The following is an 8,502-nucleotide window of genomic DNA, read 5'->3' as shown; positions in this document are numbered from 1 at the left end:
TCATTGTCATTCTAAGGAGCGTCCTTTGCGACGAGAGAATCTCTCAATATCAATCTTTATCTTTTTCTTTAAAAACATTTTTCTATGCTGAACATACCGGAATGATTTTTTATTGGGCAACTCATATTGAAAAACTAACCAGGATCTCATTCCAGGTTTTTACCTTCATCCTAACCTTCTCCCATCAAGGGAGAAGGAATTATAGTGATGCGTCATCCTGAACTCGCGCTTTTTGAGAGATTGAGCATCTCATCTGACACCGGAGGCGTCATCCTAAGGCTTTGTATTCTGAAGCCGTGAGGATCTCATCTTTTGATTATTTTAAAAATTTTCTAAATGAGATTGCCACGTCGTCCAACCAAAAAACGGTTAGACTCCTCGCAATGACGGATTGAGAAGGGGCTTAAAACCAAGCACCAGTAAAGAAAATTAAAAAATCGGGCAGGTTTACCCGCCTCTACCAAAATATTTAAAACCGTAGGATGTCAGTTTATCACGTCCATTATCTACCTAAATTGAATTCCAGTTATAGTGGAAATCATCCAAGCTTGTGATGCATTGTATTGATCGGCTGGTATAACAATAATAACCAAAACCGGTGTTCCAGGATATGATGAAATAAGCATGGCATAATTCATATTGTTTTGAGTAAAACTATAAATTTTTACCTGAGATTGCCGGTTTCCGGCGTTTAAAGTCGTTTCAGCTCGGAAACTTTTCCCACCAGCCAGTCCACTCACAGTGTTTTGAGTTTCCATTTCTGAGGAAAAGGTCATTATATAAATTTCACCGTTATTTGGGCTGGTGTAGACAACTCCATTCTGAATATCCTGTTTTTTTGCAGAGGTTGAAGGTAAAGGAACACTAAAAGTATTGGATGGATCCTGATACCAGTTCCCAGCGAGAGATTGCTGGGGTGTTGGTGAAGTCAGGGTATCAACTGGAGGTAGAGAAGTCGTTGATTGAATTGGCTGGGATCCGGTAGAACCCTGAACAGAGACCGTGGAAAGCGCTTGAATAAAAGTAGCTTCTAAGCTGGGGAAATCGTTGGGTGTACAATAGAAGAGGAATGAATAAGCATTATTTCCAAGGACGATAAGAATTGCCATTGCTTTAAGTTGCAAGTTATCTATGGTAAAGAGAAAATCATGGCGTAAAGCTTGAAGACCTAAAAAATTGGTATCAATGGTTTGCTGAGGGATGTACCCGTTAAAGGTAGGAGGCTTTAAGTAGGTTTCCTGAAGATAACCAAGATACCCCTTAGGATTAAGAGAAGAGGAAAGACTTTCAAGATTTATTAGATATTCAGCGATGACAATATTTTGTTGGTTGACAAGTTGATAATACCCAATTTCAGAGGGGTCCTCGGTGGATTGAGAGATCCACCCTGGTGGTGGGCTGACGATTAAGCTTTGAGGAACAGAAACAACAGTTGGTTGGGGAAGTGCCGTAATCTGAGGAGTTGGTGTTGAAATTGGCAATAATGATGGTTCAGGAATCGGAATCATGGAAGTTGGGACACTGGGTTCTATAGTGGTTAATGTTGGAGAAGGAGATATCCCACTCACTGTTGCCTGCCCCAATCTGGTTAAAGTTTCAGATCCCTGGAGGTCTGGATTGAGTTGGGCATATTCATAGGCAACTGTACCATCCAGATTTTTTATAGTTGGATCGGCGCCGGCGGTTAATAAAGCTTCAATAATTTTTGGTTCGGAGGTTAAGCTCGCAGCTTTGATAAGAGCGGTATCTCCTTGGTTGTTTTTGGTATTAATATCAATCCCTAAACTAAGTAAATAATTTATCACTTCAAGATTACTGTTACCCATGGCTGCAATCATGAGGGCCGTATTTCCATCTTTATCCCGAAGCCTATAATCAACTTTTTGATCTTGGATGAATGACTCGATTTCCTGCTTGGTTCCGGTGACTAAGGTGGCGATAAATAAATTATCTAGAAATTTTCCCGATTCTATAACAGAAGTTGGTTCTACTTGAGAAGTAGTTTTTGGAGTAAGGCTGCTTTCTTCATCAATTTCAATGGCTTTATCGTAAAAGAGGTCTATATTAAAATAAAAATCACGAGTTTCTCCAGTTTCTGAATTTTTAGCAACCAGGAAATCAAACCTTTTCCCATCTTTTTCTACTAAAGTTTGAGATTCTTGTTCAAAACCCAAAACATCAAGAACATCGTATTCTTCTCTGATCTCGATGACTGTCATAGCTGTTTCAGGACTTTTTCCATCTCCGGATTGAATAATAGAATCAACTAAACCAAAAAAGACATCTTCGTGGAATTTTTGTTTTTGGGTATCACCTAATTTTCCATAGACTTCAGAAAAAATATAATGGGTCATAATTCTTAAATAGTTCATTTCCAGAATCGAGGTTCCTATTTCTAAGGCTTTATCATAGTTGCCGCTTTTATACTCTTGCCACATTTGATCCTCTTTTTCCTTAAGATCCTGCATTATTTTATAGGGATTATAGGTGGGGAGCTGAGCGTAAAGTACTCGTAATTCTGCAAAATTGATACTGGTATCGCCATTTTTCAGACGATCAAGAAGAGTTTGATAGTAATTGGTTGGATTATCTTGAGCATTTCCCTGGTCAACAAAAATAAGAAAAACTATACAAAAGATCAATAAAAAAGAACAAAAGTGCAAAAATCTGAATCGATAGGACATTGTAATCCCTCCTTATAGTCAATAGCTATAACTTTTCATGTTTAAAAATCTATAAATACAACATTTATTGTATCATTCAATCTGATCAAAACCAGAATGAAGGAACCTTCTTTCAAAAAAATTTTTAATAATTTTTAACAGGAGCGACCATTGTGTTGCTTAGCAGCACTAAATGATAGAGAAAATCCAAGATACGACATGCCATGGCAGGTCCGCTACATTAATCAGACACGATAAAGGCTGAGGGAGCGATGGGAAGAATGGGGGAGGGGGTGAATAAAAAAAGAATTAAAGGATAAAAGATAAAATTAAAAGATGAGATCCTCACGCGGAAAAGCACCCCTCAGGATGACGCTTTTTAAAAATCTTTTGTAGGGGCTTGATTTATCATGCCCGTAAGTTATCAGAATAGACTTTCATGCAACTTTGGTGATAACAGATGAGGATGAAAATAGTTACCTCCTCACCCTGACCTAGCGTACTGAGGGGCGAGGAAAGAAAAGAGTGACTCTCCTATCAGGGGAGAGGAAAAAGAAATGGAAGAAGGTGACAAGTGGGGGTAAATCCCCACTTTAAATTTATTGCATAAATTCCTATACATTTAGAAACCAGAGAATTTCATTGGTGGAAAAACATCACCTCAAGAAACTCAAACTTTATTTTTCCACCTTAAAATAGCCATAACGATAAAACCAACTCCAAGTCCCATCATAATTCCTGCCCAGGTATGTTTAAAAAGAATTCCCAAACCCATTCCAATAAAAAGACATCCGGCAAAAGCAATGCCACTCAATGACCAATCATGGTTTTCATCGGCCATGAAAATCCCTCCTTCAATTTTTTTAGACTCAATTATTCATGGAAATCAAAAAACTTTTTGGCCAACATTAGGGTTCAACTTTTCCACCTAAATGTTCTGATAAGAATTCTTCCATGGCTCGATAGAAATCAAATCGATTCTCTTCGTTGGCAAATCCATGACCTTCATTTTCTTTCACCATATATTGAACTTTAATTCCTCTTTTTTCCAACGCGGCAACAATTTGATCGGATTCGGATTTTTTTACCCGGGGATCATTAGCACCTTGGGCAATAAAAAGTGGAGTTTTGATTTGGTTTACTAAAAATAATGGAGAAACCGACTCCAAAAGCTCCTTATCTTTACTGGGATCGCCGATCATTTCATAAAATTGCTGGCGTAACGGCTCCCAGTAGGGAGGAATAGCTTCGAGAAAGGTAAATATATTTGAAATTCCAACATAATCAACCGCAGCAGCGTAAAGATCAGGAGTGAGAGTAATTCCAGCTAAGGTAGCGTAACCACCATAGGAACCCCCATAAATACCGATACGCTTTAGATCGGCAATACCCTGATCGATAAGCCACTGAACTCCATCGGTAATATCATCCTGCATTTTTCTGCCCCACTGTTTAAAACCGGCTTCCCAAAATGTACGCCCATACCCAGTGGAGCCGCGAAAATTCATTTGTAGTACAGCATAACCTCGGTTGGCTAAAAATTGAACTTCGGCATTATATCCCCAACTGTCTCGATACCATGGACCACCGTGGGGATTTATCACTACTGGTAAATTTTTTGGTTCAACGCCCTTGGGGAGAGTGAGATATCCATGAATAGTTAAGCCATCTTGTGAATTATAAGAAATCGGTTCCATATCAGCCATATACTTTTCATCAATCCAGGGGCTGATATCGGCAATCTTTTGAAGATTACTGGTTTCGACATCATAGAGAAAGTAGGACCCCAATGATTTATCGCTATAGGTCCTTATTATAAAGCGATTTTCGTCTTGATTCACACTTGAGAGAGCCAATTCATATCCAGGGATTTTCTTGGTAAGGTCTTGAAAAATGGATTCAACTTCTTCATCAAAAAAATGATAACGGAGTTTATCAGTTAAATAGGTAACAGCAATTAGCTTTTTTCTCTTATCTGATATTAATAATCCGCTTACATCAACATAGGAATTTTCATAAATGAGTTCGAGTTCTTTTTGAGTTTTAGGATCAAAAACTACCAGAGCTGCTTTATCGCGGCCTAAATTGGAAAAAGCATACAAACATTGATTATCATAGGTAAAGGATACTGGAGTGAGGGTTTCTTTAAAATCAGTAGTCAAAATTGTTTGGAAGGATTGTGACTCGTTATCTCGGTAAAGAATACTGGTGTTAACTCCATCACTGGTTATGGCGAGTCGCAGTAGGCCTTCATGATCGGTTAACCAACCGATGATATTACCCGGGTTTTCGCCGATTAATTTCAATTCACCAGTTTCAATATTAATTCGATAGGCGTCGTAAAACCTTGGATCTCTCTTGTTGAGAGAAATAATCATGTCTTGATCGTTGTCCCTTAAATCGTCAATTACACCAGCACGAACTCCCTCAAAGGGAGTTAAATCAACAGGATTTGAACCATCAATATTCACGGCAAATAAATGAAAATTTTCTTCTCCAGCTTGATCCCGAGCATAGACGATTCTTTCATTGCTTGCCCAAAAATATCCCACTAAATCTCGATCGGTAACTGACGTGATCCGCTTGGCTTCAGTTTCGCTAAACTTTTGGATAAAAATATTTAACCGATTTTCCCAGGGAGCGAGAAAAGCGAAATATTCACCATCAGGAGAAAGAGAATAACCAGCTTTCTCGGGATTCCGAAAGAAATCTCGCAGGGGAATGAGTGGTATTTCTTCTGAATAAGCTATTGCTAAATTTCCGAAGCTTATTAGAGAAATGAAAATAAAAACCAGCAGCAAACAATTTAAAGTATTTCTATTCATTTTTAAAAACACCTCAAATAGTATTTAATTGGTTAGTAATTAAACTTTAAGAAAAATGTTGATACTTTTTCTGTTTAATTTTCTTGTTTGAATGGTTGATAAAAATGACCATCTAACCAAGTCGATAATAATAAAGAAATCTAATTTCCATTATAATAGAATAGATTATAGATGGAAAGTGAATAAATCTTTGAGAAGGGAAAAGAGTGATTACAAAGGAGTATAAAGTTTAAAAATAGCATGAGGAAGGTTTTCTAAATTGCCGTTTGAAGTATTTCATTATAATCGTTTAAGTGATGTCAAAGAATATCTTGGTCAATTAACTACTCAAGTAATCAACCCGATTATCATAGTTCCTTCTTTATCAGATAAAAGTGAATTTCGTGAAATGGATCCTTTTGAAGAATCCAAAATTTTTCAATGGAATGACTTATATAATGAAATTCATACTCTTTTGAAAAACCAGGTGAGTATACCGCCGAAAAGGAAAGAAGTCGATCAGAGTGTAAATTGGTTGTTGATTCATAATCTCTGGAAAGAATTGAATGAAAAAACTGAAACCATCGATATTCCAGAGGGATTAAGAAGAATAGAATGTGTCACTCATATTTTAGAAAGCATCCGTGAACTCCTTCGCGAAGAAGTGAGTTGGAGCGATTTCAATCGCTTTATGAGTTGTAACGATTGTTTTGATGATTCCCTTTGTAATCAAATTCAGGATCCAACCAGTTGGTTATGTTGGATTTACCGGAGATACCTCAAGGTATTTGAACGGTATCAGCTCAGCGATAACCTTCAAATACCGGGATTAACTGCCGATCTGATACGAAAATCCTGGCACAATGAAGAGTTAAAAAAGTGGATTAATAAAAATACATTTATTTTTATCGGTTTTTTTCAATTCACTCCGGGGCAAAGGCAATTATTGCATAGTTTGAATTCGAATTACGGTCAGGTTTATATTATCAAGCCTTGGTGTGGAATCCCTCAATTTGATGAAAATTTTCCTTTGCAACTAGATCATTCTAAACTTCCCCTACCGATAAACAATCCAGTTTCAATTGGTGAAATTGCAGCTGGAGATGCCCGCCATCAGTATGAAACCATTGCTCGTGAGTTGGTTTTATGGTCGGCAGAGAAAGGTCAACTTTCTCAATGGGGCCAATTCCCCGGTTGGGATGATATCGCGACGATCATCCCAATCCAAAGAAGAAAAACTTTTCAAGAAGTTTTACAGAAATACCGGATTCCCTTTCAATTCCTGCAAGGATTTTCTGCCAAGGAATCCCCCTTGTGGGGAATTCTTAAACGATTACGAAGTGCTGGTCAAAGTTATTGGCCAGAAGAAGAAACTCTTCATCTTCTAACCGACCCATTATTAGGAGAAACGGATATTTCTGTCAAAGAGGCTTATCACCTATCACCCCGTGGGATTGAAGGATGGAGAGATTTCTTAAAAGATTCCCCTCAATCTTTATTGAAATTTGATCAGCTGGTCAAATCTTGGCGAATAATTGAATCCTGCCGAACACCACAAGAGGTTTATCATGTCCTTCACCGAATTTTTACCAATACTTTCAATATTTCTAATAATGCCTCAAAACTTTCTGGGTTAGATCCTACTCGAGATGAGTTGGTTGCTTTACTAACAGCTTTTTTGGTTGAAATTGAGCAAAAAATTCTTTATTTTTCTGAAGATGAGACATTGGCATCCTTTGTTCAACAAATAAATTTTGCTTCAACTAATGAAGTTTATGGTTTTTTAGAGACATGGATTAATCACGCCACCCTCCGTCCACCACTTGTCGAAAAGGGATCCTTGAGAGTGTATCTCAGTTCTCCCCCAGCGTTGACCGAAGCACCAGTGATGATTATTACTGATATAATTTCAGCTTTCTGGCCCGGAAGCTTTTTGAATACCCCTTTTTTGGAAGACGAACTGAAAAAAAAGTGGAATCAAAATCCGGGATTGAATCAGGCTACTCTTCCTACCATTCATCATAAGAGAGATGAAAAACGAGCTTTATTTCGAAGACTCATTGCCACTGGATTACAATATACCATTGTGACCTACCCATTGCAGGATGAAGCAGGACGACCAACATCGCTTTCTCCTTATTATGATGAAATATTTACGGGTGATGATCCTTGGGCAGAAAAAGTGGTTTTCTTTAAACGACCATTGAGTGCTATTCTTCCTCAAACCGTTGAACCTTATTTAAAACCGGTGGAAATACCAGAGGATGTACCTTTGATTGCTCGTAGTCTTCCTTGGTTACCCAATCAAATTTCAAAAATACCTCCAATACCGATCAGTGAGTTGGACAACTGGGTAGAATGCCCTTTTTTGTTTTACCTCAAAAATTTCTATAAATTAACCGAACCAACTCCTCCCGGTTTTGATCCCCGTCGGGGTGGAATAGTTTTGCATGAATTGTGGAGAAAAGTGTGGGATAACTATTTAGAAGGAAAATCAACCAGTCTTCGGGAACTGGTGTTGTCCCTTTGGACGGAAATTGTCCAACGGGTCTACCCAGAGCTTTTAACGGTTTTTACTAGCGATGAACTTCGCTTGAGGCTTGATGCTTTAAGAATGGCCGACTACCAGGAACATATGGAAAGTTTTATAAATTATTACCGTACGGAAGAAAAAAGTGAATTTGTTCTCCCTCTGTATGAAATAAACCAACTTTCTTTTACTGGCCGTTGCGACCGTCTGATTGGTTTAAAAGACGGATACTGGCTGATTGTAGATTATAAAAGTGGGAAATCAAATTACGCAAGGAAATCGTTGCAGTTGGCCGGATACAGCCAAGTTTTAACCGATAATGGATATCCGGTGATTGGCTATGTATACCTCTGCCATGGTGACGGTAAAGCAACTGGTGCTTTTGAAAATACCCTTTTTGTTCCCTATGGTGATAAGTTGAGGAATGCAATCTTAAAGTCGAATCGTTCCGGTAAAATTTTAAGCGTCGAGATGGAACTTGCTCGACAAAAAATGGAAGAACTCT

At 38.1% G+C, this 8,502-nt stretch carries 5 protein-coding genes; 2 read left to right on the top strand and 3 right to left on the bottom strand.

Annotation, left to right across the window (positions count from 1 at the left end; translation table 11 throughout):
* On the top strand, nt 1–221 hold a 221-nt coding region (locus tag PLK24_RS05395), incomplete at its 5' end, for a hypothetical protein (RefSeq protein WP_324477032.1).
* A 285-nt stretch (nt 222–506) separates the two neighbouring features.
* Here the strand turns inward: PLK24_RS05395 and PLK24_RS05390 are convergent.
* The 3 genes from PLK24_RS05390 to PLK24_RS05380 form a co-directional block, all read right to left on the bottom strand.
* Nucleotides 507–2,684 carry a DUF4919 domain-containing protein gene (locus tag PLK24_RS05390; RefSeq protein ID WP_324477029.1) on the bottom strand — a complete coding sequence of 726 codons (2,178 nt, stop codon included), beginning with the start codon at nt 2,682–2,684 and terminating at the stop codon, nt 507–509.
* Between the two features lie 649 nt (nt 2,685–3,333).
* Nucleotides 3,334–3,504 carry a hypothetical protein gene (locus tag PLK24_RS05385; protein ID WP_324477027.1) on the bottom strand — a complete coding sequence of 57 codons (171 nt, stop codon included), beginning with the start codon at nt 3,502–3,504 and terminating at the stop codon, nt 3,334–3,336.
* Between the two features lie 67 nt (nt 3,505–3,571).
* Nucleotides 3,572–5,488: a S9 family peptidase gene (locus PLK24_RS05380; protein WP_324477025.1), complete on the bottom strand. Its 1,917-nt coding sequence runs from the start codon at nt 5,486–5,488 to the stop codon at nt 3,572–3,574.
* 259 nt (nt 5,489–5,747) lie between these two features.
* Here PLK24_RS05380 and PLK24_RS05375 point away from each other — a divergent pair.
* Nucleotides 5,748–8,502 (top strand): PD-(D/E)XK nuclease family protein (locus tag PLK24_RS05375; RefSeq protein ID WP_324477023.1); only part of this gene is annotated, 2,755 nt, incomplete at its 3' end.

The sequence above is a fragment of the Atribacter sp. genome (assembly GCF_035418125.1).
Lineage (GTDB): Bacteria > Atribacterota > Atribacteria > Atribacterales > Atribacteraceae > Atribacter > Atribacter allofermentans.
The sequence above is the reverse complement of the archived record's forward strand: the minus strand, read 5'-3'. Positions and strand labels throughout refer to the sequence as shown.